The 25,423-nt window shown below is 71.8% G+C and carries 22 protein-coding genes; 9 read left to right on the top strand and 13 right to left on the bottom strand.

What is annotated here, in order from left to right; all coding sequences use genetic code 11:
• Position 1 precedes the first annotated feature (1 nt).
• The 5 genes from HTZ77_RS27165 to HTZ77_RS27185 all read right to left on the bottom strand — a co-directional run bounded on the left by HTZ77_RS27165 (position 2) and on the right by HTZ77_RS27185 (position 5,792).
• A complete protein-coding gene (locus tag HTZ77_RS27165; RefSeq protein WP_175592503.1) occupies positions 2 to 1,060 on the bottom strand; it encodes a substrate-binding domain-containing protein in 1,059 nt (352 codons plus the stop codon).
• A complete protein-coding gene (locus HTZ77_RS27170) occupies positions 1,057 to 2,052 on the bottom strand; it encodes an ABC transporter permease (RefSeq protein ID WP_235995184.1) in 996 nt (331 codons plus the stop codon). The genes HTZ77_RS27165 and HTZ77_RS27170 overlap by 4 nt, the downstream gene beginning before the upstream one ends.
• Positions 2,052 to 3,593, bottom strand: a complete 1,542-nt coding sequence (locus HTZ77_RS27175) for a sugar ABC transporter ATP-binding protein (RefSeq protein WP_175592504.1) — start codon at positions 3,591 to 3,593, stop codon at positions 2,052 to 2,054. The genes HTZ77_RS27170 and HTZ77_RS27175 overlap by 1 nt, the downstream gene beginning before the upstream one ends.
• Before the next feature lie 15 nt (positions 3,594 to 3,608).
• A complete protein-coding gene (locus HTZ77_RS27180; protein ID WP_175592505.1) occupies positions 3,609 to 4,766 on the bottom strand; it encodes an ROK family transcriptional regulator in 1,158 nt (385 codons plus the stop codon).
• A gap of 153 nt (positions 4,767 to 4,919) precedes the next feature.
• Entirely contained in the window at positions 4,920 to 5,792 is an 873-nt protein-coding gene (locus HTZ77_RS27185; protein ID WP_175592506.1) for an SDR family oxidoreductase, read from the bottom strand.
• 181 nt (positions 5,793 to 5,973) lie between these two features.
• Here HTZ77_RS27185 and HTZ77_RS27190 point away from each other — a divergent pair, with 181 nt between their 5' ends.
• Complete coding sequence (locus tag HTZ77_RS27190) at positions 5,974 to 7,032, top strand: NAD(P)H-dependent amine dehydrogenase family protein (protein WP_175592507.1); 1,059 nt, start codon at positions 5,974 to 5,976, stop codon at positions 7,030 to 7,032.
• Positions 7,033 to 7,096: 64 nt separating this feature from the next.
• Here HTZ77_RS27190 and HTZ77_RS27195 read toward each other — a convergent pair whose 3' ends face one another.
• Positions 7,097 to 8,164 (bottom strand): MBL fold metallo-hydrolase, encoded by a 1,068-nt coding sequence (locus HTZ77_RS27195; RefSeq protein ID WP_175592508.1) that lies wholly within the window; start codon positions 8,162 to 8,164, stop codon positions 7,097 to 7,099.
• A 45-nt stretch (positions 8,165 to 8,209) separates the two neighbouring features.
• Between HTZ77_RS27195 and HTZ77_RS27200 the strand changes: the two genes are divergently transcribed.
• On the top strand, positions 8,210 to 9,061 hold the full coding sequence (locus HTZ77_RS27200) for a glutathione S-transferase family protein (RefSeq protein ID WP_175592509.1): 852 nt from the start codon (positions 8,210 to 8,212) through the stop codon (positions 9,059 to 9,061).
• Positions 9,062 to 9,093: 32 nt separating this feature from the next.
• Here the strand turns inward: HTZ77_RS27200 and HTZ77_RS27205 are convergent, their stop codons facing one another.
• The gene (locus HTZ77_RS27205; RefSeq protein WP_175592510.1) at positions 9,094 to 10,377 is read right to left on the bottom strand and encodes an MFS transporter; all 1,284 of its coding nucleotides are present in this window, start codon (positions 10,375 to 10,377) and stop codon (positions 9,094 to 9,096) included.
• A complete protein-coding gene (locus tag HTZ77_RS27210) occupies positions 10,374 to 11,006 on the bottom strand; it encodes a winged helix-turn-helix domain-containing protein (RefSeq protein ID WP_328808787.1) in 633 nt (210 codons plus the stop codon). The genes HTZ77_RS27205 and HTZ77_RS27210 overlap by 4 nt, the downstream gene beginning before the upstream one ends.
• A gap of 97 nt (positions 11,007 to 11,103) precedes the next feature.
• Here HTZ77_RS27210 and HTZ77_RS27215 point away from each other — a divergent pair, with 97 nt between their 5' ends.
• From HTZ77_RS27215 to HTZ77_RS27235, 5 genes are all read left to right on the top strand, one after another.
• On the top strand, positions 11,104 to 11,775 hold the full coding sequence (locus HTZ77_RS27215; RefSeq protein WP_175592512.1) for a B3/B4 domain-containing protein: 672 nt from the start codon (positions 11,104 to 11,106) through the stop codon (positions 11,773 to 11,775).
• Between the two features lie 204 nt (positions 11,776 to 11,979).
• Complete coding sequence (locus HTZ77_RS27220; protein WP_175592513.1) at positions 11,980 to 15,669, top strand: multifunctional oxoglutarate decarboxylase/oxoglutarate dehydrogenase thiamine pyrophosphate-binding subunit/dihydrolipoyllysine-residue succinyltransferase subunit; 3,690 nt, start codon at positions 11,980 to 11,982, stop codon at positions 15,667 to 15,669.
• A gap of 133 nt (positions 15,670 to 15,802) precedes the next feature.
• Positions 15,803 to 15,979: a DUF6104 family protein gene (locus HTZ77_RS27225; RefSeq protein WP_175592514.1), complete on the top strand. Its 177-nt coding sequence runs from the start codon at positions 15,803 to 15,805 to the stop codon at positions 15,977 to 15,979.
• A 128-nt stretch (positions 15,980 to 16,107) separates the two neighbouring features.
• Positions 16,108 to 16,908: a DUF4097 family beta strand repeat-containing protein gene (locus HTZ77_RS27230; protein WP_175592515.1), complete on the top strand. Its 801-nt coding sequence runs from the start codon at positions 16,108 to 16,110 to the stop codon at positions 16,906 to 16,908.
• Positions 16,905 to 17,642 carry a PadR family transcriptional regulator gene (locus HTZ77_RS27235; RefSeq protein WP_175592516.1) on the top strand — a complete coding sequence of 246 codons (738 nt, stop codon included), beginning with the start codon at positions 16,905 to 16,907 and terminating at the stop codon, positions 17,640 to 17,642. The genes HTZ77_RS27230 and HTZ77_RS27235 overlap by 4 nt, the downstream gene beginning before the upstream one ends.
• Before the next feature lie 76 nt (positions 17,643 to 17,718).
• On the opposite strand, the gene HTZ77_RS27240 is transcribed toward HTZ77_RS27235, so the two are convergent.
• From HTZ77_RS27240 to HTZ77_RS27260, 5 genes are all read right to left on the bottom strand, one after another.
• Positions 17,719 to 18,546, bottom strand: a complete 828-nt coding sequence (locus tag HTZ77_RS27240) for an oxygenase MpaB family protein (protein WP_175592517.1) — start codon at positions 18,544 to 18,546, stop codon at positions 17,719 to 17,721.
• Positions 18,547 to 18,633: 87 nt separating this feature from the next.
• Entirely contained in the window at positions 18,634 to 19,590 is a 957-nt protein-coding gene (locus HTZ77_RS27245; protein WP_175592518.1) for a zinc-binding dehydrogenase, read from the bottom strand.
• Positions 19,591 to 19,599: 9 nt separating this feature from the next.
• A complete protein-coding gene (locus HTZ77_RS27250; RefSeq protein ID WP_175592519.1) occupies positions 19,600 to 20,487 on the bottom strand; it encodes a hypothetical protein in 888 nt (295 codons plus the stop codon).
• 200 nt (positions 20,488 to 20,687) lie between these two features.
• A complete protein-coding gene (locus tag HTZ77_RS27255) occupies positions 20,688 to 22,124 on the bottom strand; it encodes an acetyl-CoA synthetase (RefSeq protein WP_175592520.1) in 1,437 nt (478 codons plus the stop codon).
• Positions 22,125 to 22,263: 139 nt separating this feature from the next.
• Positions 22,264 to 22,521 carry an SSI family serine proteinase inhibitor gene (locus HTZ77_RS27260; protein ID WP_205303558.1) on the bottom strand — a complete coding sequence of 86 codons (258 nt, stop codon included), beginning with the start codon at positions 22,519 to 22,521 and terminating at the stop codon, positions 22,264 to 22,266.
• A 300-nt stretch (positions 22,522 to 22,821) separates the two neighbouring features.
• On the opposite strand from HTZ77_RS27260, the gene HTZ77_RS27265 reads away from it, so the two are divergent.
• Together HTZ77_RS27265 and HTZ77_RS27270 are read left to right on the top strand one after the other, a co-directional pair.
• Positions 22,822 to 23,904: a trypsin-like serine peptidase gene (locus HTZ77_RS27265; RefSeq protein WP_175592522.1), complete on the top strand. Its 1,083-nt coding sequence runs from the start codon at positions 22,822 to 22,824 to the stop codon at positions 23,902 to 23,904.
• A gap of 199 nt (positions 23,905 to 24,103) precedes the next feature.
• Positions 24,104 to 25,270 (top strand): trypsin-like serine peptidase, encoded by a 1,167-nt coding sequence (locus HTZ77_RS27270; RefSeq protein ID WP_175592523.1) that lies wholly within the window; start codon positions 24,104 to 24,106, stop codon positions 25,268 to 25,270.
• Positions 25,271 to 25,423 lie beyond the last annotated feature (153 nt).

Consider the following 25,423-nt stretch of genomic DNA (forward strand, 5'->3'; position numbering starts at 1 on the left):
ATCAGGACTCGAAGCCGAGTGGCAGGTATTTCTCGACGTTGTCCTTGGTAATGGTCTCCGACGCGAGCGTGATGGACTGCGGAACTTGGTTCTCCACGAGGTCACTCATGCCCTTCCCCTGGGCGATGAGCCGGGCGAGTTTGATCGCCGAGGAGGCCATCGTGGGGCTGTACGTGACCGTCGCCTCCAGCACGGACGAGCCGGACTGGATCTCCTTCATGGCGTTGAGCGAGCCGGCGCCGCCGACCATGAAGAACTCCTTGCGTCCCGCCTCCTTGATGGCGGCGAGCACGCCGATGCCCTGGTCGTCGTCGTGGTTCCACATTGCGTCGATCTTCTTGTGCGCCTGGAGCAGGCTGGTCGCCACCTGGTTGCCGGTCTCGACGGTGAACTTGGCGTCCTGCTTGGCGGTCACGCTGAAGCCGTACGTCTTGAGCGCGTCGGCGAACCCCTTGCTGCGGTCCTGGGTCAGCGGGAGGGTGGCGATGCCCTGGATCTCCACGATGACCGGGTTCGTGACGCCCTTGTCCTTGAGCTTCTTGCCGATGTAGTGGCCGGCGGCGACGCCCATGCCGTAGTTGTCGCCGCCGATCCAGGTGCGGTAGGCCAGCTTGTCGGGGAAGACGCGGTCGAGGTTGACGACGGGGATGCCGGCCTGGGTGGCCTGAAGGGCGATCTGGTTGAGCTGCTGGCCGTCGTTGGGCAGGATCACCAGCGCCGCGACCTTGGCCGCGATGAGCGACTCGACGGCGGAGATCTGCTGGTTGATGTCGTTGGTGGGCTCGACGGGCTTGAAGTCGACGTCGGTGTACTGCTTGGCGGCGGCCTCGGCGTTCTTGGCGATGGCGGCGATCCAGCCGTGGTCGGCGGCGGGGGCGGAGAAGCCGATGGTGACCTTGGTGCCGGGCTGGTCGTTGCCGCCGGCCGACGGGGCGGGCACGGGTGCGGCGCTGGCGGCGGGGGCGGCCGACGGCTCGTTGCTGGTGCAGCCGGCCGCTAACAGGGCGGCTCCGCCGAGTCCGCCGACGAGGAATCCGCGGCGCGCGACTTTGTCGGTCATGGCGTTCTCTCCTTCAGGTTCCGTCGCTGGAGCAGGACGGCGACGACGATGATCAGGCCCTTGGCGATGAGCTGGTCGCTGGTGTTGAGGCCGTTGAGGATGAACAGGTTGGTGATGATGGTGAAGATCAGAAGGCCGAGGATGGAGCCCACGATCGTGCCGCGCCCGCCGGTCAGCAGCGTCCCGCCGATGATGACGGCCGCGATGGCGTCCAGCTCGTACAGGTCGCCGTGCGTGGAGGAGCCGGTGGTGGTGCGGGCCATGATGAGGATCGCGGCGATGCCGCAGCACAGGCCGGACAGCGCGTACAGGAGCATGGTGTGCCGCCGCACGTCGATGCCGGCCAGGCGGGCCGCCTCGGGGTTGCCGCCCACCGCGTACGTCCGCCGCCCGAACGTGGTGCGGTTGAGCAGGATCCAGCCGAGGACGACGACGAGGGCGAAGACGTAGACGAGCAGCGGCACGCCGAGCACCCGGGTGGTGGCGAGGTCCACGATGGCCTGGTTGTCCGTCCGGACGAGCTGGGTCCTGCGGTCGGACATGCGCTGGGCGAGGCCGCGCGCCGCGACGAGCATGGCGAGCGTGGCGATGAACGGCACCAGCCGCCCGTACGCGACGAGCAGCCCGTTGACCAGCCCGGCGCCCGTGCCGACGAGGATCGCGCAGATCGCCATGACGACCGGCCCGAACTCCTGCGTGGCCACGGTCGTCGCCCAGACCGAGGCCAGCGCCATGACGGCGCCCACGGACAGGTCGATGCCGCCGCCGATGATGACGAACGTGGCGCCGACGGTGATGACGCCGATCGTGGCGGCCAGCGACAGGATGCTGACCAGGTTGTCGGCGGTGGCGAAGGCGGCGGGCCGGGTGAGGAGGCCGACGCCCACGAGCAGCGCGAGCGCCACGAACAGGCCCAGGTGCCGCAGCTCGAAGGAGCGGGGGGCGGCCGTCGTCGCGGGGGCCTCCGCGACCGTTCTTCCTGCTTCGGCCATCAGGCGGCCCTCCCATTCATGATCATGTCGAGGACGCGGTGCTCGTCGAGGTCGCGGGCGTCGCCCTGGTGGATGACGGTCCCCTCGCGCAGCACGAGGACGCGGTCGGCCAGGCCGAGCACCTCGGGCACCTCGCTGGAGACGAGCAGCACGCCGATGCCGTCCTCGGCCAGGCGGCGGATGACGGTGTACAGCTCGGCGCGGGCGCCCACGTCCACGCCACGGGTGGGCTCGTCGAGCAGCAGCAGCCGGCGCCCGCCGAGCAGCCAGCGGGCGAGCACGGCCTTCTGCTGGTTGCCGCCGGACAGCGTCTTGACCGGGCGCTCGGGGTCGCGGGGGCGGATGTCGAGCGCCTCGGCCAGCCGGGTGGCCTCGGCGCGCTCGCGGGCCCGGTCCAGCCAGCCGAGCCTGGCGAAGCCGGATAACCCGCCCAGCGTGATGTTGGCGGTGACGCTCTGGTCGAGCAGCAGGGCCTGGGCCTTGCGCTCCTCGGGGGCCAGGCCCATGCCGAGCCGTACGGACTCGACGACGCCGCCGCGGCGCAGCGCCCGCAGGGGGCCGTCCCGCCGTACGGACCGGAGGAGGCCGGCGCGGCGGACCGGACGGCCGCCCACCAGCACCTGGCCGGTGGCGCGGCGGGCACCGTAGACCGCCTCCAGGATCTCCGAGCGGCCGGAGCCGACCAGCCCGGCGAGCCCGACGATCTCGCCCGCGCGCACCGAGAACGACACGCCCGCGAAGGCGCCCGGCGAGGACAGGTCCTCCACCCGCAGCACCTCCTCGCCGGGCGGCCGGGCGGCGCGGGGCGGGAAGACGTACTCGACGTCGCGGCCGGTCATCAGGGAGACGATCTCGGAGGTGGGCGTGTCGCGGGCGGGCAGGCCGACCGCGATGGTGCGGCCGTCCTTCAGGACGGTGACGCGGTCGCCGATCTCGCGGATCTCCTCCATGCGGTGGGAGATGTAGACGACGGCGACACCGCGGGCGGTGAGGTCGCGGATGATCCGGAACAGGTTGGCCACCTCGTCGTGGGCGAGCGCGGCGGACGGCTCGTCCATGACGATGAGGCGGGCCTCGCGCGAGAGGGCGCGGGCCATGGACACGATCTGCTTGGCCGCCGGGGGCAGCCGCCCGACCTCGGTGGACGGCCGGATCTCGGGGTGGCCGAGCCGGGTCAGCACCTCGCCGGCCGCCCGGTTGGCGGCGCGCCGGTCGGTGAAGCCGAGGCGGGCGTGCTCGTGGCCGAGGAAGATGTTGTCGGCCACGGTGAGCCCGTCGACGAGGTCGAGCTCCTGGTAGATGGTGGCGATGCCGAGCCGGATGGCGTCCACGGGGCCGGCGGGCGCGGCCGGGACGCCGTTCAGCTCGATCGTGCCCTCGTCGGGCCGGTGGGCTCCGGCGAGGACCTTGATCAGGGTGGACTTGCCGGCGCCGTTCTGTCCGAGCAGGCAGTGGACCTCGCCGGCTCGCACGTCCAGGTCCACGCCGTCGAGCGCGCGGACGCCCGGGAACTGCTTGACGATTCCCCTCATGACCAGCATCGGGGGTCTCTCCTGTCAGGCGTTGACGAGCTTGTTGATGTTGTCGGGTGACAGGTAGTGCTCGATCGCCAGGAGCCCGGCGCCGAGAGCGGCGGCGTCCTCCCCGGTACGGCTCGGCACGATCGACAGGTGGTGGGTGGCCAGCGGCAGCGACCTGCGGTAGATCGTCTCCCTGATGCCGGCGAGCAGGTGCTCGTGGACCCGGGACAGGACGCCGCCGATGACGATGACCTCGGGGTTGAAGAAGTTGACCAGTCCGGCCAGCACCTCGCCGATGTGCCGGCCGGCCTCCCGCACCAGGCGCAGCGCCAGGGTGTCGCCCGCCTGGACGAGCGCCACCACGTCGGCGCCGGTCGCGGCGGGCACGCCGAGCTCGGTGAGGCGGCGGGCGAGCGCCGCGCCTCCGGCCACGGCCTCCAGGCAGGCGCTGTTGCCGCAGCGGCAGCCCGCGTCGTCGTGGCCGGACACCCGGATGTGGCCGATGTCGCCCGCCGACCCCTGGGCGCCGCGGTGCAGCCGTCCCTCGGCCACGATGCCGCAGCCGATGCCGGTGCCGACCTTGACGAACAGCAGGTGGCTGGTGCCGGGGAAGGCGTTGCGGTGCTCCCCGAGCGCCATCACGTTGACGTCGTTGTCGACGAGGACGACGCAGTCCTCGAAGTGCTCGGGGATGGGGTAGTCGTTCCAGCCGGGCATGATCGGCGGGTTGTTCGGCCGGCCGGTGGCGAACTCGACCGGCCCCGGCACCCCCATGCCCAGCGCCCGCAGCGCCGACCTCGGTCGCCCGGCCTCGGCGAGCAGCAGGTCGAGGCGGGTGTCGACGTGGGCGAGGACGGTCTCGGGGCCCTCGGTGACGAGGAGCGGGTCCTCGCACTCGGCGAGCACCTCGCCCGAGATGTCCATCAGCGCGACCCGGCAGTGGGTGGCGCCCACGTCCACGCCCGCGAAGGCGTGGCCGTCGGTGTGCAGCCGGAGCTGGCGGGGCGGCCGGCCGCCGGTGGACTCGCCGCTCTCGGTCTCCTGGACGAGGCCGCTCTCGATGAGGGCGTCGACGCGCTGGGAGATCGTGGAACGGGCGAGGCCGGTGAGCCGGGCCAGGTCGGATCGGGTCGTCGCGGAGCCCGCGCTGATGAGGGTCAGCACGTCCCCGGGCGAGCCCGGAGCGGGGGTCATGCCGCGACCTTAAGAGCGGTGGCCGCACGAATCAAGACCGAATTTCGCCTTAAGTCGGATATCTTCCGCCGATCATCGAACAAAGAGGGGCCGCGTACAGCGAAAGGGCCCCTCCCGACGGGGAGGAGCCCTTGCGGTTGGGTCAGCGAGCCGTCAGAGCATCGCCTTCATCGAGTCGGCGGCCGTGAGGACGTAGGGCTGCTCGGCCATGACCGCCCCCCAGTTGTCCGCGACCGTCTCCGGCGAGATGTCGTCGGAGCGCCAGCCCGGCCCCTCGGCCACCATGACCCGCGCCACCTTGCCGCCCCCGACCGTGAACACCTCGCCGCTGACCTCGCACGAGTCGTGGACGAGGTAGGCGACGAGGGCGCTGACCCGCTCGGGCGTGAACTTCGCCTCGAACTCGGCCGGCAGCAGCGACTCGGTCATGCGCGTCCAGGCGACCGGGGCGATGGCGTTGGCCTTGATGCCGTTGCGCGCGCCCTCGATGCCGAGCGTCTTGGTCAGGCCGACCAGGCCCATCTTGGCGGTCGAGTAGTTGGCCTGGCCGAAGTTGCCGAACAGGCCGGCGGGGCTGGAGGTGTTGACGACGCGGCCGTAGCCGGCCTCCTTCATGTACGGGTACGCCGCGCGGGAGACGAGGTACGAGCCGCGGACGTGGACGGCGAGGACCGCGTCGAACTCCTCGACCGTCATCTTGCCGAACGAGCGGTCGCGCAGGATGCCGGCGTTGTTGACGACGATGTCGATCGCGCCGAAGGCGTCGACCGCGGCCTGCACGATGGCCTGCGCACCCTCCGGGGTGGCGACGTTGTCGGCGCTGGCGATGGCCTGCCCGCCGTTCTTGGTGATGAGCTCCACCACCTCGGCGGCGGGACCGGCGGAGGCGCCGGAGCCGTCGAGCGCGCCGCCGAGGTCGTTGACGACGACCTTGGCGCCCCGCTCGGCCAGCAGGAGCGCGTGCGACCTGCCGAGGCCGTGCCCGGCCCCCGTGACGATCGCCACCCTGTCATCGAACCGAAGCATCGAACCTCCAGCGCAGGAGAACAAACTTCTAGTACGAGTACGATAACCCGCGTCCCGGCGGGCGCAACCGTGACTGATCGTCGCGGATAGTGATCGGCTGACTGTTTTTCTGCTAGAGTTGCGGGCTCCCAAGGCGAGGGTCTGCCTCGCCATTCCCTCCATCGGGCCTGGGAGGCCGGACATGCCGGTGAACGCGCCCATCCGCGTGGTCCAGTGGGCCACCGGTTCCATCGGCCGCTACGCGTTACGCAGCGTGCTCAGCAGGCCGGGACTCCAGCTGGCGGGCGTCCTGGTGTACGACCCGGACAAGACAGGCAAGGACGCGGGCGAGCTCGTCGGGATGCCGCCCACCGGCGTCACCTGCACCGACGACGTCGACCGGATCCTCGCCCTCGACGCCGACTGCGTGCTGCACATGCCGCTGCCGGCCTTCTCCTTCGGCACCGACCAGACCTCCGACGTCGAGACCATCTGCGCCCTGCTCGCCTCGGGCAAGAACGTCATCACCACCACAGGCTTCGTCTACCCCAAGTCGTACGGGCCGGGCGTCGTCGAGCGCGTCGAGGCGGCCTGCGCCGCCGGGGACACCACCCTGCACGGCACCGGCATCAACCCGGGCTTCATGAGCGACTTCCTGCCGCTGGCGCTGACCGGCCTGTCCGACCGGGTCGACCACATCTACGTGCGCGAGTCGTCCGACTTCCGGGGCCACCCGTCGCGCCAGGTCGTCGTGGACCTGGTCGGGTTCACCCGTTCGGCCAAGGACTACACGGCCGCGGTCCGGCCGTACCGGATGTTCCAGCGCTCCCTCTTCGCCGAGAGCGTCCAGCTCGTCGCCGACGCGCTGGACGTGCGGCTGGACGAGGTCGAGGAGAGCGACGACTTCGAGCTGGCGACGCGCGAGTTCGAGATCGCGGCCGGCACGGTTCGGGAGGGCACGGTGTGCGCCTCGCGCTGGGTCTTCTCGGGGCTGGTGCGGGGCAGGCCGTTCATGACGATCGAGGTGGTCTACAAGGCCGACGCGGCGCGGGTGCCGCGCTGGTCCGACCCGGGGTTCGTGCTGCACATCGAGGGGGTGCCGCACATGACGCTGTCGGTGGACGAGGTCTCCCACGGGCCGGCCGCCGCCGCGGCGCACGCCATCAACGCCATCCCGGCGGTCTGCGCCGCACCCCCGGGCATCCGCACCCTGCTCGACCTGCCGTTCGCCACCGGCCGGGGCCGGGTCCGGCTGCGCTGACCGCGACCGGCGGAGTCCGGCCGCGCCGACCGCGCTCGGCGGGGTGCGGCCGGGCTGACCGCGATCACGGGGCGGCCGGGTGCCAGCGGTCCGGTTCGCCGGATACGCAGACGACGCGCCCCCGCTCGGCCAGCCAGACCAGGTGGGCCAGCGTCTCGTTCGTGGCGGCCCGGCGGGCGAACGCCTGGAACGTCTCCCACGGCCGCGACCAGGTGAGCCGGGTGGCCACCTCCCAGCAGGTCAGGCCGCCGGTCGCGGCCCCGACGACCCGCTCGACCTCCGTCAGCCGATCCTCGTGGTGCGTCATCACGTAGTCCACCCGCCCGGCCAGGTCGTGGAAGCGGTACTCGTGGGCGGGCAGCACCTCCCCCACGTCCAGCTTGCGCACGGCGGCCAGCGAGTCGAGGTAGTCGGCCAGCGGGTTCGGCCGCGACTGGGGGTGGACCGCGACGATCGGGGTGATCTTGGCGAGCACGTGGTCGCCGGAGAAGAGGAGCCGGCGCGACGGCGAGACGAAGCACAGGTGGCCGGGCGAGTGACCGGGCGTCCACAGCGCCCGCAGGTCCCATCCGGGCAGGTCCAGCCGGTCGCCGTCCTCGATGAGCCGGTCCGGGCGCACGGCCGACACCAGGTGCCTGATGGACATGGACGCGCCGGCCAGCTCGTCCACGGTCTCCTGGGGCACGCCCGCCCGGCCGAGCATCTCGCGCTCGCGGCGCACGAGGGAGTCCACGACCTCGTCGTCGTAGCGCTCGCGGATGAGGGCGGCGTCGGCCGGGTGCAGCCCGATCCACGCCCCGGACGCCTCCCTGACCCGTCCGGCCAGCCCGTAGTGGTCGGGATGGATGTGCGTGACCAGCACGGCCTTCACGTCCGCGATCCCGTAGCCGGCCGCGCCGAGGCCCGCGACCAGCGCGTCGTACGCCTCGTCGGTGTTCCACCCGGCGTCCACGATCGCCACGCCGTCGGGCAGCTCCAGGACGTAGACCAGCACGTACCGCAGGGGGTTGATCGGGATCGGCACCGGCACGGACCACAGCCCCGGCCCGACCCGCTCGACCTCCGGGACCGCGCCCTGCCGCCACGCGTCGTACTGGGCCGGGCTGGAGGGATTCACCACGAACTTCGCCATGGGTCTGATTGTCCAGGCATTTCCGAACCATGTTCTACTGGGGGCATGAAGCCGGCACGCGAGACCACCGGCGACGGGCGCTTCGCCCGCCAGCCGAACCGCTTCACCGAGCGCCTCGGGCCGCCCGAGCCCGGCAGGTACCGGCTCTACGCCTCCTACGCCTGCCCGTGGGCGCAGCGGGTGCTCATCGTCCGCCGCCTGCTCGGCCTGGAGGACCTGCTCGACGTGACGATCGTCGACCCGATCCGCGACGAGAGGGGCTGGCGGGTGCCGGGCGGCGACCCCGAGTACCTGTCGGAGCTCTACCTCGCCAGCGACCCGGACTACCGGGGCCGCTGCACCGTCCCCGTGATCTGGGACGCCGTCGAGGGCCGCATCGTCACCAACGACTTCCCGCGGATCACGCTCGACCTGGAGACGTCCTGGTCCACCACCCCGGACCTGTATCCGGAGCGGCTGCGGCCGGAGATCGACGCGCTGAACGAGTGGCTCTACCACGGCCTCAACAACGCGGTCTACGAGGCGGGGTTCGCCCGGTCGCAGGCCGCGTACGAGGAGGCCGTGGCGCGCGTCTTCGCCACGCTCGACGAGCTGGAGGAACGGCTCGCGGCGGGCTCGCCGTACCTGTTCGGCGACGAGCTGACGGAGAGCGACGTGCGGGCGTACACGACGCTGGCCCGCTTCGACGCCGTCTATCACGGCCACTTCAAGTGCTCGGTGCGGCGCCTCGTCGACTACCCGGCGCTGTGGGCGTACGCCCGCAGGCTGTACGCCATCCCGGCCTTCGGCGAGACGACCGACTTCGACCACATCAAGCGCCACTATTACATGACGCATCCCGACATCAACCCGAGCCGGATCGTCCCGGTCGGCCCCGCGATCGACTGGAGCCTCTGAACCGACCGGCGCCCAGCGCCCGGCGCCCGGCTTCAGGCCGAGGCGGCGCGCTCCGGCTCGGCCACCGCGACCCCGCCCGGCCGGAGCGCGGGCAGCCGGGCGAACAGCAGCGCCGAGGCGGTCATCAGCGCGGCGGCCAGCCCCCACGCGACGCCCGTCCCGGCCGCGGTCGCCAGCACGCCGAGCCCCACGTTCGACATCGCGCCACCGGCCTGGAGGGCCAGGGAGCCGGTGGAGCCGACCGTGGTGCGCTCCGCGGCGGTGACGGCGCGATGGGTCATCTCCAGGCACAGCACGCTCGTGACGGCGAGGCCCGCGTACATGACGACGTACGCCGCCCCGGCCGCCACCAGCCCGGCGGGGCCGCCCGTCTCGGCGGTGGCGGCCAGCGCGCCGAGCGACAGCGCGGCCGGCACGACGCCGAGGACCGCGCCGCGCGCCGGCCCACGGGCCAGGCGTGCCGCCCGGGGCGCGAGCGCGCTGCCGGCCGAGCTGCCCGCGAAGCCGAGGGCCGCCACCAGCGCGTACGCCGTGCCGCCCAGCTCCGCCGTACCGGCCAGCCCGGCCAGCCGGCCGGGGGTCAGCAGCTCGACGGCGGTCAGCGCCACGCCCGTCACCAGGGAGTACACCGTCAGGCGGCGCAGCACCCCGTGGCCGGTCGCCAGCCGCAGCCCGCTCAGCACGGTCGCGGGCACGGCCCGCAGCGTCCCGCCCAGCGACGCCCGCCGGTGTGACGGCTCGGGCAGCGCGAGCAGCACCACCCCGAGCAGCACCGCCGCCGCCACCGCCCCGAGCAGCGGGGGCACGGCCAGCGGCTCCACCGTGCCCGGCGGCACGACGAGCGGCACGAACCCGCCCGCCAGCACGCCGAGGCAGAGCGCGGCCGACTCCGTCGCGCTGCCGCGCGAGAGCCCCGGCCGCAGGTCGGCGTCCCGGCCCTCCACGTCGTGCAGCGTGTCGACGTACCAGGCGGTGGCGGGGCCGCTCGACAGCGCCCGTGCCACGCCCTTGAGCACGCCGGTCAGCACGAACATCCAGAACGTCGTGGACACCGCCATCAGCGCCAGCGCCACGACCGTGAAGCCGGCCGACACGGCCAGCACCACGCGGCGGCCCACGACGTCGGCCAGCCCGCCGGTGGGCAGCTCCAGGGAGAGCGTGACGACGGAGAAGACGGTGAAGGCCGTGCCGATCTCCGCCAGGCCCAGGCCGCGCTCGGTCATGAGCAGGACCATCGTGGTCAGCATGAGGCCGGTCGGCAGCCAGGTCAGGAAGCAGACGACCAGATAGCGGCGCAACGCGGAGCGGGGGGTCATGCGTCGTCCTCCTCGGGGGAATCGGCGGGCCGATCGGCAGGGAGATCGCCGGAATCGTCCGGGTGCTCGCCGGAGTCGCGGGTCTCGTGGGGGAAGACGGCGGCCCACAGGTGGACCTTGCGGGCCTCGGGGTGGCCGGCGTGGCGCGCCGTCAGCTCGCCGATCAGCTCGGACACCCGGCGGTTGAACTCCCGCACGCCCTCGGGAGGCAGCGCCGCCAGGTAGTCGCTCATCCCCGCCGCGGGCAGCCAGTCCGGGTCCGGGTCGTCCTCGAACGCCCGCATCGCCCGTGCCAGCGCCTCGACCTGGCGGGCCTGCATGACGCGGACCGCCTCCCAGCCCTCCGGCGTGGCGGCCATCCGCGCGTTGTCCCAGGAGGTGTAGACGTGGCGGGCGCGCCAGCGCCGCTCCCTGGCGTCGCGCTGCTCGGGGTCCTCCTCGATGAAGCCGTACCTGGCCAGCACGCGCAGGTGGTAGCTGGTCGAGCCGGAGCTCTCCCCCACCGCGCGCCCCAGCTCGCTGGCCGTCGAGGGCCCGTCGTTGCGCAGCAGCCCGAGCAGCCGCACCCGTAGCGGGTGGGCCACCACCTTCAGCACCCGCGGGTCGCTGATCTCGTAACTCTCCTCCACACTCACGACGGTAGACCGCAAAGTGAATTTTGCAAAGGGATTTTTGCGATCCACCTCGGCCAATACAGTGGTCTGAGAGTTCAATACACTGGGCTGCATGCTCGACGACATCACCGTGGACGAATCCGTCCTCGCCCTGCGCCCCGACTTCGCCGTCCTGGTCATGACCGCCCACGGGCTCGACAACGGCCCCACGGACGACCGGTCGCGCGGCTGGCTGAGCGCCGCCTCCGACCTGCTGTCCGCCGAGGGCGAGGAGGAGCGCGAGGCGCGCGCCGCCAAGATCGAGGCGTGGCGCGAGGCGTACCGGCTGTTCGGCGCCAAGCCGTCCCGCACCCGCCCGTCGGTCGACGCGCTCACCCGCCGCCTGCCGCTGCCGGAGATCAACCAGGCGGTCGACGCGTACAACTCGATCAGCGTGAAGCACGCGCTGCCCATCGGCGGCGAGGACCTCGACCGCTACGACGGCCCGGCGCGGCTGGTCCGGGCGGCCGGCGACGAGGCGTCGGAGGAGTCCCTCGGCACACCCGACGCCGGCGAGGTGATCTGGCGCGACGACACGGGCGTCACCTGCCGCCGGTGGAACTGGCGCCAGGTCGCCCGCACGCGGCTCACCGAGGAGACGGTCAACGCGCTGTTCATCCTGGAGCGGCTGGAGCCGATGACGCTGGAGGAGCTGAAGACCGCCGGCGAGGAGCTGGCCGACCTGCTCGCGGAGCTGTCGCCGGGGGTCCGCGTGGCCAGCCGCTTGCTGTCCGGCGGGAAATAAACCTCTTCCCTTAGGGTTGATACCAAACGGTGATATTTCCCGTATCACCACCGTTGACTAGGGGTGCGTGACCCCGGTCGACGGTTCGGGAAGGATCCGGCGGGGCGGCGCGCCGACCCGCGCGCGCGTAGCCGGACGGGACGAGTAACCTTGGACAGGTTCTCTAACATCAACGCCGATCTGCGGAAGAGGGCGATTTCCGCCGTGTCGTCTGAGTCGTCGCGGGCAAACCCGCTGGCAAGCTTTGGTCAGAACGAGTGGCTTGTCGACGAGCTGTACCAGAAGTACCTCCAGGATCCCGAGTCGGTGGACAAGGCCTGGTGGAACTTCTTCGCTGACTACAACCCTGACTACGGACCGGGCCGAACCCCGGCCAGGGAGGCGGCGAACGGCACGGCTACCGCGCCTTCTCCCGCACCCGCCAAGACCGCGGCCCCCCCGGCTCCGGCCGCCAAGCCCGTCGACAAGCAGGCCGTCGCGCCCGCTGACAAGGCGGCCGAGAAGCCGGCCCAGCCGGCCATCCCGGCGCCCAAGGGCGCCGAGGAGGTCAGGCTGCGCGGGGCCGCTGCCCGCACGGCCGCCAACATGGACCTCTCCCTGACGGTCCCGACCGCGACCAGCGTCCGCGCCATCCCGGCCAAGCTGCTCATCGACAACCGCATCGTGATCAACAATCACCTCAAGCGGGGTCGCGGCGGCAAGGTCTCCTTCACGCACCTGATCGGCTACGCGATCGTCAAGGCGCTGAAGGCCATGCCGGAGATGAACCACTCCTTCGCGGAGATCGACGGCAAGCCGACCCTGGTCAAGCCCGAGCACGTCGGCTTCGGCCTGGCCATCGACGTCCAGAAGAGCAACGGCGAGCGCCAGCTCCTGGTGCCGTCCATCAAGGCCGCCGAGCAGATGGACTTCCGCCAGTTCTGGATGGCGTACGAGGAGGTCGTGCGCAAGGCCCGCGGCGGAAAGCTCGGCGTCGACGACTTCACCGGCACCACGATCTCGCTGACCAACCCCGGCACGATCGGCACCGTCCACTCCGTGCCCCGCCTCATGCCCGGCCAGGGCACGATCATCGGCGTCGGCGCGATGGAGTACCCGGCCGAGTACCAGGGCGCCTCCCCCGAGACGCTCTCGCGCCTGGCCGTCTCCAAGGTCATGACGCTGACCAGCACCTACGACCACCGGATCATCCAGGGCGCCCAGTCGGGCGACTTCCTGCGCCAGATCCACCGGCTGCTGCTCGGCGAGGACGGCTTCTACGACGAGATCTTCGAGGCGCTGCGGATCCCGTACGAGCCGGTCCGCTGGGTGCAGGACGTCTCGGCCTCCCACGACGACGACGTGTCGAAGTCCGCCCGCGTGATCGAGCTGATCCACGCCTACCGGGTGCGCGGCCACCTCATGGCCGAGACCGACCCGCTGGAGTACAAGCAGCGCAAGCACCCCGACCTCGACATCCAGTCCCACGGCCTCACCCTGTGGGACCTCGAGCGGGAGTTCGCCACCGGCGGCTTCGGCGGCCGGCCGCTGATGAAGCTGCGCGAGATCCTGGGCGTGCTGCGCGACTCCTACTGCCGCACCGTCGGCATCGAGTACATGCACATCCAGAACCCCGAGGAGCGGGCCTGGATCCAGGCGCGGGTGGAGAAGCCGCACGCCTCGCCCGACCGCGAGGAGCAGCTCAACATCCTGTCGCGGCTCAACACCGCCGAGGCGTTCGAGACGTTCCTGCAGACGAAGTTCGTCGGCCAGAAGCGCTTCTCGCTGGAGGGCGGCGAGTCGCTGATCCCGCTGCTCGACTCGGTGATCAGCGACGCCGCCGACGAGGGCCTCGACGAGGTCGTCATCGGCATGGCCCACCGCGGCCGGCTCAACGTGCTCGCCAACATCGTGGGCAAGTCGTACGCCCAGATCTTCGGCGAGTTCGAGGGCAACATCGACCCGCGCACGGCGCACGGCTCCGGCGACGTGAAGTACCACCTGGGCGCCACCGGCGAGTTCAACGCGCCGAGCGGCAAGACCATCACCGCCTCGGTGGTGGCCAACCCGTCCCACCTGGAGGCGGTCGACCCGGTGCTCGAGGGCGTCGTCCGCGCCAAGCAGGACCTCCTGGAGCGCGGCGAGGAGGGCTTCACCGTCCTTCCGGTGCTCATCCACGGCGACGCGGCCTTCGCCGGCCAGGGCGTCGTGGCCGAGACGCTCAACCTGTCGCAGCTGCGCGGCTACCGCACCGGCGGCACCGTGCACGTGGTGGTCAACAACCAGGTCGGCTTCACCACCTCGCCGGCCTCGTCGCGGTCGAGCGTCTACGCGACCGACGTCGCGCGGATGATCCAGGCGCCGATCTTCCACGTCAACGGCGACGACCCCGAGGCCGTGGTCCGCGTCGGCCAGCTCGCCTACGAGTACCGCCAGACGTTCCGCAAGGACGTCGTCATCGACCTCATCTGCTACCGCCGCCGCGGCCACAACGAGGGCGACAACCCCGCCTTCACCCAGCCGCTCATGTACGACCTGATCGACGCCAAGCGCTCGACCCGCAAGCTCTACACCGAGGCGCTGATCGGCCGGGGCGACATCACGGTCGAGGAGGCCGAGCAGGCGCTGCGCGACTACCAGGCCAAGCTGGAGCAGGCGTTCACCGAGACCCGTGAGGCGGCCAAGAAGCCGCTGGAGGCGGGCGCGATGCGCGTGCCGCCCACCGAGGTCGTCAAGTGGTCGCACGACGACACGCCCACGGCGATCAGCGACGAGACGCTCAAGCGCATCATCGACACCCAGCTCAACCTGCCCGACGGCTTCACGCCGCACCCGCGCCTCGCGCCGGTGATCCAGCGCCGCGGCACGATGGTCGAGCAGGACGCCATCGACTGGAGCACGGGTGAGACGCTGGCCTTCGGCTCGCTGCTCATCGACGGCCACCCGGTGCGCCTGGTCGGCCAGGACTCCCGGCGCGGCACGTTCACCCAGCGCCACGCGGTGCTGGTCGACCGGCTGACCGGGGCCGAGCACACACCGCTGAAGACCTTCAACCAGGGCACCACGAAGTTCTACGTCTACGACTCGCTGCTCAGCGAGTTCGCGGCGCTCGGCTTCGAGTACGGCTACAGCGTCGTGCGACCGGACGCCCTGGTCGCCTGGGAAGCGCAGTTCGGCGACTTCGTCAACGGCGCCCAGACGATCATCGACGAGTTCATCTCGTCCGGTGAGCAGAAGTGGGGCCAGAAGTCGGGCGTCGTGCTGCTGCTGCCGCACGGCTACGAGGGGCAGGGTCCCGACCACTCCTCGGCCCGCATCGAGCGCTTCCTCCAGGTGTGCGCGCTCGACAACATGACGGTCGCCCAGCCGAGCACCCCGGCCAACTACTTCCACCTGCTGCGCTGGCAGGTGGAGTCGGGCCGGCACCGCCCGCTGGTGGTCTTCACGCCGAAGTCGCTGCTGCGCCACAAGGCGGCCACGTCCAAGGCGAGCGACTTCACCTCGGGCACCTTCCAGCCGGTCCTGTCCGACACGACCGTCGACCCGGCGAAGGTCACCAAGGTGGTCCTCTGCTCCGGCAGGGTCTTCTACGACCTGGCGGCCAAGCGCGACGAGAGCGGCCGCGACGACGTCGCGATCGTCCGGCTGGAGCGGCTCTACCCGTTCCCGGCCGAGGAGCTGGCCGCCGAGCTGGGCCGTTACGGCCGGCAGGCGCAGCTCGTCTGGGCGCAGGACGAGCCGGTCAACATGGGCCCGTGGCCGTACCTCGCGCTCAAGCTGGCCGAGGACCCGCAGCTGCTCGGCGGCCGTCCGCTGGGCCGCGTGTCCCGCCCGGCCAACAGCTCGCCCGCGGCGGGCTCGCACAACGCTCACGACAACGAGCTGCACGAGATGCTCAGCCAGATCTTCGGCTGATCGTTTCTTCTGGAACCCCCGCCGGCTCCGTGCCGGCGGGGGTTTCGCCTTTCCGGCACCCTGTCCTGACCGGGGCCGGACGCTTACTAGAGTGAGATGTCCCGGCAGCACAGCGAGGGAGAGACGGAGCACGATGTACTTCACCGACCGGGGGATCGAGGAGCTCGTCGACAGGCGCGGCGAGGAGGAGGTCAGCCTCCTCTGGCTGGGTGAGCGGCTGCGCGAGTTCGTGGACCTCAACCCCGAGTTCGAGGTCCCGGTCGAGCGGCTGGCCACCTGGCTGGCGCGTCTCGACGACGAGGACGAGTGACGGCGGCAGGACCAGGCTGCTTTCCCGCACCGGCCCGGCACACGTAAACGCGATACATCTTGAGTTTCCGCGAGACGCGACATATCGTGTCTTAGGGGAACAGTGTGCCGCCAGGAAGGGTGGGGACCATGCAGCAGTGGACCATCGACGACCCCGGACAACTGACGTTCGGGCCGGTGAGATCGCTTGACGTGCGGATCGTGTCGGGCCGGCTCGCCGTGCTCGCCAGCGACGGCCCGCCCGTCCTGGAGGTCACCGAGATCGTCGGCTCGCCGCTGATCGTGACGTACGACGAGGAGGCCGGCGAGCTGTCGGTCGCCTACAAGGACCTCACCTGGGACGGCATGACGAACTGGCTGCGCAAGAGCCGGCGCCACACCGTCGCCACGCTGACCGTGCCGAAGGACTGCCAGGTCAAGGCCGGCGTGGTCACCGCCTCCGCGGTCATCGCCGGGTTCGAGAACCTCACCTCGGTCAAGAGCGCCTCCGGCGACGTCGTGCTCGACGGCGTGAGCGGCGAGGTGAGCGCCGGCACCGTGTCCGGCCAGGTCGAGAGCCGGGCGATGGTAGGCGACCTGTCGTTCAACAGCGTCTCCGGCGACCTGACCGTCGCCCACGGGGTGCCGCGCCGGCTGCGCGCCAACAGCGTGTCGGGACGCATCACCGCCGACCTGGAGCTGCGGCCCACGGGTCACGTGACGCTCACCAGCGTCTCGGGTGACATCCTGGTCAGGCTGCCCGAGGACGTGGAGGCGGACGTGACGATCCGGTCCACCTCCGGCCGGCTGGTCAGCACGTTCGAGAAACTGTCCAACGAGAGCCTGCCCGGCGCGAAGTCGCTGTCGGGACGGCTCGGCGGCGGCATGGCCTCGCTGTCGGCGACGACGGTCTCCGGCGAGGTCGCGCTGCTCAAGGGGGAGAAGGAATGAGCCCTGTCTTCGGTCACGGCCGCCTGCGGCTGTACCTGCTGAAGCTGCTGGACGAGAGCCCGCGCCACGGCTACGAGGTGATCCGGCTGCTCCAGGACCGTTTCCTCGGCGTCTACTCGCCCTCCCCCGGCACCATCTACCCGCGCCTGGCCCGCCTGGAGGAGGAGGGGCTGGTCACGCACGAGGTGGTCGACGGCAAGAAGGTGTTCTCGATCACCGACAAGGGCCGCGAGGAGCTGAACGACCGCCTCGACGAGCTCGACGACCTTGAGCAGGAGATCTCCGCCTCCGTGCGCGACATCGCGCGGGAGGTCAAGGAGGACGTGCGCGACACGGTCAAGTCGCTGCGCGAGGAGCTGACCCGGATGGCCAAGGACGTGCGCGTCGGCTCCGCTGACGACCTCCGCCGTACGCGCGACCGGCAGAAGGCCGACTTCCAGCGGCTCAAGCGGGAGCAGAAGCGGCAGTGGACGGAGCACGCCGAGCACTGGCAGGGCGAGAGCCAGCGGCTGACGTCCGAGTGGCGGCGCATCTGGGCCGAGGTGTGGTCGTCGCTGGGCGGCGCGCCGGGCTCGCGGGCCGACCTCGACGCCGAGCTGGGCGGCATGCTGGCCGACTTCGTGGCCCAGGTACGCGAGGAGGCGTCCGGGACGAGGCTGGACCGCGAGCGGCTGGAGCAGGTGCGCGCGACGCTCGACGAGGCGTCCGGCCGCATCCGCGACACGCTCCGCTGACATTCGGACACGCTCGCCGACGTTCGGACACGCTCCGCTGACGATCAGGAACGGCGGGCAACGCGGCCCTGCGGGGTCAGGAACGGCGGGCGGCGCGGCGGGCTCGGCAGGCGAGCGGCATGTACCGCAGCCGCTCCGGCAGCCGTGGCGTGATCGCGGCCACCGCCCGGCCGAGGTGACGCAGCCGCCGCTCGTCGCGCACCGACCAGCGCAGCCCCAGCCTCCCCCGTACGGCCGGCGGCAGCGTCCCCACCGTGACGAACCAGGCGAACTCCCCCCACCCGACGCCCACCGGCGCCCACAGGTGGCGCAGCGGCGCGGGCAGTGCCGGAGGCGGCGGCGTCGACCGCAGCAGGGCCAGCACCTCGAACGCGGTCGGATGCGCCTCCAGCCGCCCGGTCACCATGCCGTCGAAGTACCGCCAGAACGCCTCGACGTCCGGGGGCATCTCCCGCTCGGGCACGCGCAGGATGCCGCCGATCCGCCGCGCCTCCGCGTACAGCCTGCGCTCGCCGTCCGGGCCGTACGGCACCCCGAAGAGGCGGTTGAGCGTGACGTACCGCTCGAACAGCGACAGGTGGACCCATGCCCACGCCTCCCCGCTCAGCGCGTGGTAGGCGCGGCCCCGCTCGTCCACCGCGGTGAAGCGCCGGTGCAGCTCGCGCAGCCGCGCCCCCTCAACGGGACCGGCTTCTCCCCCGTACACCCAGGTCTGGGCGGAGGCGAGGGTGCGGACGAGCCTGCCCCACGGATCGTCGCGGAAGTCCGAGTGCCGCGCCACGGCGGCGCCGACGGCGGGGTGCATGGTCTGCAGGACCAGCGCGCTGCCGCCCACGAGGAGGTTGCGGTACTCACCCGCGGTCTCCCAGTGCAGCGAGCCCGGCCCGAGGGGTTCGACGGTCATGGCGACGCCTCCCGGCCGAATGGGGCCTTCTCCCCCTTCGTACCCCTCGGACGGGAGCCTGCCTCACGCCGCCCGGAGAAAGGCGCGTCAGGCCGTGAAGACGATCTTGCCGAACACGTCGCCCTCGGCCAGCGCGGCGAACCCGTCACGGGCCTCGGTCAGCGGCAGCGTCCGGTCGATGACCGGACGGACCCCCGTCTGCTCCAGGAAGACCGCCAGGCGGCCGAGCTGGTCGCGGGTGCCCATGGTGGAGCCCACCACCGAGAGCTGGAGGAAGAAGACGCGGTTGAGGTCGGCGGGCGGCACGGCGCCGCTGGTCGCGCCCGACACCACGATCCGGCCGCCCGGCTTGAGCGACTTCAGCGAATGGTCCCAGGTGGCCTGGCCGACGGTCTCCATCACCGCGTCCACCCGCTCGGGCAGCCGCGCGCCCGTCTCGAAGACCTGGTCCGCCCCCAGCTCCAGGGCGCGTTCCCGCTTGTCCGCCGAGCGGCTGGTGGCCCAGACGCGGTACCCCCCGGCCCGGCCGAGCGCGATCAGCGCGGTCGCGACGCCGCCGCCGGCCCCCTGGACGAGCACCGTCGAGCCCGGCTGGAGCTCCGCCTTGTCGAACAGCATCCGGTAGGCGGTCAGCCACGCCGTGGGCAGGCACGCGGCCTGCTCGAAGGTGAGCGCGGCCGGCTTGGGCACGAGGTTGCGGCGCGGCACGGCGACGCGCTCGGCGAAGGTGCCGTCGTGGAGCTCCGACAGCAGGGAGCGCTTCGGGTCGAGCGTCTCGTCGGCGCCCGCGCCGATCACCGCGTGGACGATGACCTCGTTGCCGTCCTCGTCCACACCGGCGGCGTCGCAGCCGAGCACGATCGGCAGCCGGTCCTGGCGGATGCCGACGCCCTTGAGCGTCCACAGGTCGTGGTGGTTGAGCGCGGCGGCCCGCACGGTGACGGTGGTCCAGCCGTCCGGGGTCGCGGGCTCCGGCCGCTCGCCGAGCGTCAGCCCGGCCAGCGGATTGTCGGGATCGGTCTGTGTGGCGGTTACGGCGAACATGGCCGCACCCTACTTCAGCGTGATCCGGATCTCCTTGACCGCCCGCTCGACGAACGCGGGCGAGCCGGAGGCGGCGATCTGCACCCCGCCCCGGCAGGCGGTGCGCGACGGCCGGCCGCGGCGGTCGATCATCATGGGCGCCGGTGACACCTCGTCGCACCCCGGCACCGGGATGAGTCCCACGACGTCGCCGGCCACGCCGCCGAACCAGAGCTGCGGCCCGACCGGGTCGCCCTGCACGGTCTCGCCCGGCCTGGCCAGGCGGACCGGGTCCGTGGCGGTCAGCACCAGGTAGCCGCCCTTGGTGACCCTGCCCCTGATGTGCCCGGCCACGGCCATGCGCTGCTCGAAGGTGAGTCCCTCGGGGCGGTCGTACAGCGCGAGGCGCCAGTCGCCGAACGCGAACAGCAGCACCTGCCCGTACGAGCCGCTGCCGGGCTGGCGCGGCCACAGCTCGACGTCCGGGGTGAGGCTGCGCAGGGGTCTGCCGCCCTTCGACACCTCGGCCTCGCCGCCGTACGGGGCGGACATGCGGCGGTACTGGCCGTCCACCCAGGCGCCCTGGAACGGCCGCGACCCGAGGGCGGCGAGCCCGAGCCGCGCCGGGTAGCGGACCTCGGCGGGGGTGCCGTCGGGGAAGACGACCCGGATGACCTCGTCGCCGCCCTTGGTCCTGGGCGTGGCGAACAGGACGTTGGGCGTGGTCTTCGTCGTGGTCATGGGGGCGGAGGAGGGAGTGGTCCCGTGTCCGGCGACGCCGGTCTCCGGCTCGGGGTCGCGGCCGGCGAGCAGGCCGGCGACCGGGATGGCGAGGAGCAGCGCGAGCACCACGACACCGGTCCAGCGCCGGCGGCGGCTGTGCTGGCCGGCCTCGATGACGTCGAACTGATCGGCCACGGCGGTCCTCGTGTCGGGCGGGCTCTCGCCTTCGGCCCCAGTCCAGTCCAGGGGCGGGGTGCGGCGCATTCACCTGATCGCCACATTGCCCTTCCCTCGCGGAGGCCCGGTCACCAGCCGGCCGCGTTCACCCGCCCGTCGGACGGGGCGCCCGGTCACCAGGTGGCCGTGTTCACCCGCCCGTCGGACGGGGCGCCCGGTCACCAGGTGGCCGTGTTCACCTGCCCGTCGGAGGCCAGCCGCACCGTCTCGCCGACCAGCTCGCGCGCCTCCGCCTCCTCGATCAGGCCCGGCTCGTGGACGAGCGCGTGCGCCCGGCCGCCGCCGGGGAGGTCCACGACGAGGACGCCCCGCTCGGCCGCCCCGTCGCGCCCGTGCGCCACGGTGTAGCCCGCGACGAGCGCCGGTCCCTCGTACCCGTCGACGATCGGGACCGGGTCGGCGGTGAAGACCGGGCTGCCGTCGCCGAGCGCGCCTCCCGGCTCGGTGGACCAGATCGCGTAGGCGTGCTTGGTCAGGTGCATGCCGACCGAGGTGACCAGGCCGTGGCCGCCCCGCGCGCGCAGCAGCCCGGCCATGGCGGCGGTCGAGTGGAGGACGTAGTCGCTGGCCGGGCCGCCCGCGTACGGCAGCCCGCCGGTCACCGTGAGCCCGCGCGGGTCGAACGGATCGAGCCCGATCGCGTCGCACGCCTGCCGCAGGGCGACGGCGAAGCAGCTGTACACGTCGAGGGCCCGCATGTCGCCGAGCCCGAGCCCGGCGCGGGCGAAGGCGACCCGCGCCGCCCGCGCGATCGCCCGGGACGAGCCGAGCGCGGGCCGCGCGGCCACTTCCCAGGTGTCCTCGGCGTACGCCCAGCCGCGCAGATGGATCCGCCGCTCCTCCGGGACGCCCAGCCGGTCGGCCAGCCCGGCGCTGACCAGCACCACCGCCGCGGCCTGGTCCACCTCCAGCACGGCCACGGTGTCGCGCGTGTACGGCCAGCCGACGAACCGGCCGCCCGTCAGCTCCTCGGGGGTGCGCGGGGCGCGACGCCAGGCGTACGGGTTGGCCGCGGCCACCTCGGTCATGGGGGCCATCATCCGGCCCCGGTCGGCCATCTCCTCCTCGACGGTCCAGCCGAGGGCCGCCCGCCGGGCCGTCTCCATGATCGCGTACGTGTGGACCGGCAGGAACAGCCCGTGCGCCAGCTCGGCGGGATGCGGCGGGCGCTCCCACCCGTAGGGCGGCTTGGGGACCGCCGGGTGGCTCCACGGCACGCGCTCGCCCGCCTTCCGGTAGGCGCGGCGGGTGGCGAGCGCCTCGGCGCCCACGACGAGGGCGCAGTCGAGGCCGCCCGCGGCGATCCGCGCGGCGGCCTCGCCGATGAGCAGTTGCGGCGCCGTGCCGCTGACCTTGGAGTACGCGCGGTGCCCGGGTACGGCGCCGAGCCGTTCGGCCAGGCGTCCGGCCGGATCGTCGTACTGCCAGGAGTCGGTGTGGACCACCTGGATCGAGCCGAGCCGCCCGGCGGGCAGCCGGGCGTCGTCGGCCGCGGCCCGCGCGACCGCCTCCCACAGGTCCAGCGGCTCGGGACCGGGCTGCTCACGGACGGTCAGCTGGGCAGCGCCGACGAGGCAGGGCGTGCGAGGGTCCATGCCGCCATGAAAGCAGAACACGATTCGGTTCGCTTGTCGGTGAGCTCGCTCCAGGAAAGCGGCGGGGCGGCGGGGACCCCGGCTCGCGGCCGGGGCCCCCGATGTGTTCCTGGGTTGGAGTGAGGCTGCGGCGCTGCGGTCAGAACTGGGAGACCGGCCCCATCGCCGCCTGCATCTGGCAGGGGTTCGAGAACGTGCGCTCGTAGCGGACCGGCCGGCCCGCCCAGACGCCGAGCGCCGAGACGCGCACCGGGTTGTACTCCATCGTGCAGACCGCGTCGGTCCGCGAGGGCAGCCGGGCGGGGTCGCCGCCGGCCCTTTCGAGAGCGACGCACGCGGGCTTGGGCGAGCGCTGCCTGCACGACAAGACGGAGCCCTTGTCGCCAACAACGATCACGAAAACCTTCCGGTCCGTGTCGCGAGAGTGAGTCTCGGCCACGGCGGGCGTGGCGGCGAATGCCGTACAGGAAAGCACGGCGAGACAGAGAAGTCGACGCATGCTCGCAGCCTGCCTCGGCCCCTGACCTGCGGCAACGACCGACACGTGGGAGCAGTCTCACCTATCCGGACAGCCTGCTTGACACCATCCTTATGGGACACAAGTCACGCTTGATCAGATAACGAATCTCTATCCGAGCTGCAATACAGTGAGTTGATCTGGAAAAATCCACCTTTACACCCCAAGGAAGGCATTTCCATGATCCCCCCGGTCCGGCGACTGGCAGCCGTCGCGCTCAGCGCGCTGCTCGCGCTGCCCGCGCTCGGGGGAACGGCGTCCGCGGGGGCCGAGAGCTGGATCTACTCGGTGACACTCGCCAAGACCGCCGCGGACGTCCAGAAGGTCGCCGCGACCTGGAAGCCGGACGTCCTCAAGCACGCCGACAGCTACAGCCCCGCGACGCCGGGCTCGCAGTCCTCCACGAGCGCGGGCGCCACCGCCGTGCCCAGCAGCGAGCAGATCACCCCGGCCAAGAAGGTCAAGGTCCCGCTCAGCGTCTCGCCGGAGCTGCCGGAGAAGGGCACGACCGCCCGGACCATGGGCAAGGTGTACTTCCGGTTCGGGGCCAAGGAGTACTGGTGCTCGGCCAGCGCGGTGGCCGCCAAGAACCGCAGCGTCGTCGCCACCGCCGCGCACTGCGCCTACGACGCCCGCCAGGCCAAGCCCGCCGACTCCTGGATCTTCGTCCCGAACCCCGGCCCCAACGGCGAGACGCCCGACGGCATCTACGTCGGCGCGGAGATCAGCATGCACGAGCACTGGCCCGGCCGGGGTGACTACGACTACGACTACGCGTTCGTGACCGTGCACCGCGGCTTCACCTGGGCCACCGTGAGCGGCAAGCTCGTCATGAAAGACGTCGGCCGCCTCCAGGACAACGTCGGCGGCCAGGGCCTGGCCGTCGCCAAGGGCGTGGGCAACAGCGTCACCACCTTCGGCTACCCGGCCGGCCCGCAGCCCGACGGCACCCGGCCGTTCGACGGGCGCAAGCTCCTGTCGTGCACGGGCAGCACCCGCTGGACCGTCGCCCCCAGCCGCGACCTGCAGTACGGCGTGCAGATCGAGCCGTGCAACTTCACCGCGGGCGCCAGCGGCGGTCCCTGGCTGATCGACTACCAGCCCGCGCAGGGCCTCGGCTCGCTGAACGGCATCAACAGCCTGACGTGGAACCGCGACGCCAAGGGCGGCTACGACGCCATGTCCACCCCCAACTTCACCCTCGCCACCGGCGAGGTCTACCGGCACGCCGCGGCGGTCACCACCCCCGCAAATGTGACGTAACTTACACGCTGCGTGGCAACCCCCACGATGATCAGCCAAGACGTGATCTCGAAAAGATCACGGCCGCCTCACCGGCGCCTGACATGATCTCCGCGAAATTCACAGGCACGAAGTCAGACCGATAGGTTCCCGGCTGTCCGTCTGCTGCACCGAGGGATGTACGGAACCCCGGCAGCACAAGGCAAAGCCTGGAGTTACCTTGAAGCGAATCCTCCTCCCGACTGGTGGCGTCGTCCTGGCCACCGGCCTGCTGGCCGCGGGCCTCACCGGCACCGCGCAGGCGCGAGCCGACATCGCCACCGACCCCATGGCCCGCGACACGTCGCAGGCCGCCTCGGTCGCCTCGTTCTGGCTGGCCTCCAACGGCGCCGCGCTCCGCTCCGCCACGGCGTACACCTGGGACGCCAAGGAGGTCCGGAAGCTGGTCTCCAAGGGCGGCTACTCCGCGGACGGCAGCCCCGGCACCGCCGCGCCCATCGGCGAGGACAAGAAGCCCATCGGCCGCGCGCAGAACGTCAACCTGCCCAAGACGGTCGGCAAGGTGTTCTTCGTGGACGGCTCCGGCAAGTTCCGCTGGTGCACGGCCACGTCCGTGCAGTCCAACTACCGCAACCTGGTCGCCACGGCCGGCCACTGCGTGTACGACACGGACAGCAACAAGGACACGATGACCAACTGGGTGTTCGTGCCCGGCTACTACGAGGGCAAGGCGCCGTTCGGCATCTACGTCGGCAAGCAGGCCTTCACCCACTCCGACTTCGACGTCTACGAGGACTACGACCGCGACTACGCGTTCGTCACCGTCTTCAACGGCATCGCCTTCGAGGGCGTCAAGCAGGTGGACCGCAAGGACTTCGAGCGGTTCAGCGGCCCGAAGCGCAGCTGGGGCGGCCACCACTACATCCTGCTGTCGAAGGACGCGGGCCGCCTGGGCGACAACGTCGGCGGCCAGGGCGTGGCCTGGAACCAGCCCACGGGCAAGACGGTGCGCGCGTTCGGCTACCCGGCCGGCCCGCACCCGGACGGCAACAAGCCGTACAGCGGCGTGACGCCGAAGTGGTGCTACGGCACGACGACCGGCAAGGCCGTGGGCGCCCCGTGGCTCAAGATCGAGGAGCACGTGGGCCTCAAGTGCCCGGTCACGCCCGGCTTCGACGGCGGTCCCTGGCTGAGCAACTACAGCAACAGCAAGCGTCTGGGCTACGTCAACGGCGTGACCAGCACGTTCGCCGACCAGGACGGCAACGACCGGATCGACTACATCACCTCGCCGTACTTCGACGGGGAGACGGCGTCGATCTACAACGCGGCCAAGAACGTGTGGTCCGGCAAGATCGTCGGCTCGAACGGCGAGCTGTACAAGTAACACCCCGCTTCGGCGAGCTGTACGTGTGACACCCTGCTTCACGGAGGGGCCCGGCTTCGGCCGGGCCCCTTTTTCGTGTCCGCGGTTTGGGCGCGGAGAGGGCGGGGAGAGGTCGTGAACCCCGTCCGGGACGGCGATCTGGAGATCATTTAG

Source organism: Nonomuraea montanisoli (genome assembly GCF_013363975.1).
In the GTDB taxonomy this organism is placed as follows: Bacteria; Actinomycetota; Actinomycetes; order Streptosporangiales; family Streptosporangiaceae; genus Nonomuraea; species Nonomuraea montanisoli.